Source organism: Flagellimonas olearia, from assembly GCF_009184425.1.
Lineage (GTDB): Bacteria > Bacteroidota > Bacteroidia > Flavobacteriales > Flavobacteriaceae > Flagellimonas > Flagellimonas olearia.
Window position 1 is genome coordinate 1 of sequence record NZ_WELG01000043.1, and the last position, 485, is coordinate 485.

The 485-nt window shown below is 58.4% G+C and carries 1 protein-coding gene; it reads left to right on the forward strand.

The features are described 5' to 3' along the window. The coding region (locus tag F8C76_RS19165; protein ID WP_369126713.1) for a transposase at positions 1 to 485 on the forward strand (485 nt) is incomplete at both ends.

Sequence of the window (485 nt, forward strand, 5' to 3'; positions counted from 1 at the left end):
CGGAAGTTGGAAGAAGATGTCGCCCTTCGGGTCCTGGCGGCTGGCAATTTCCCCAGACACCGCACTATCTGCGATTTTCGCAAGCAACACCTGGCTGCGTTCAAGGCCGTATTTATTCAGGTGGTCCGGATCGCCCAGGAAGCGGAATTGGTTACTCTCGGTACGCTGGCGATTGATGGCACCAAGGTCCGGGCCAACGCCAGTAAGCACAAGGCCATGAGCTATGACCGCATGCGGGAGGAAGAAGCCCGTCTGTCAAAAGAGGTTGATGAGCTTTGTGGCCAGGCTCGCCGTGTGGATGAATCGGAAGACCAACAGTTTGGCCCGGATCAGCGGGGCGACGAGTTACCCGAAGAGCTTCAGCACCGTCAGGGGCGGCTGGACAAGATCCGGGCAGCGAAGGAGAAACTGGAAGCGGATCAAAAAACGCAAGATGAGGCCAAAGGCCGGCATCCAGACGATGATCGCCGCTCACCCAAGGGTGG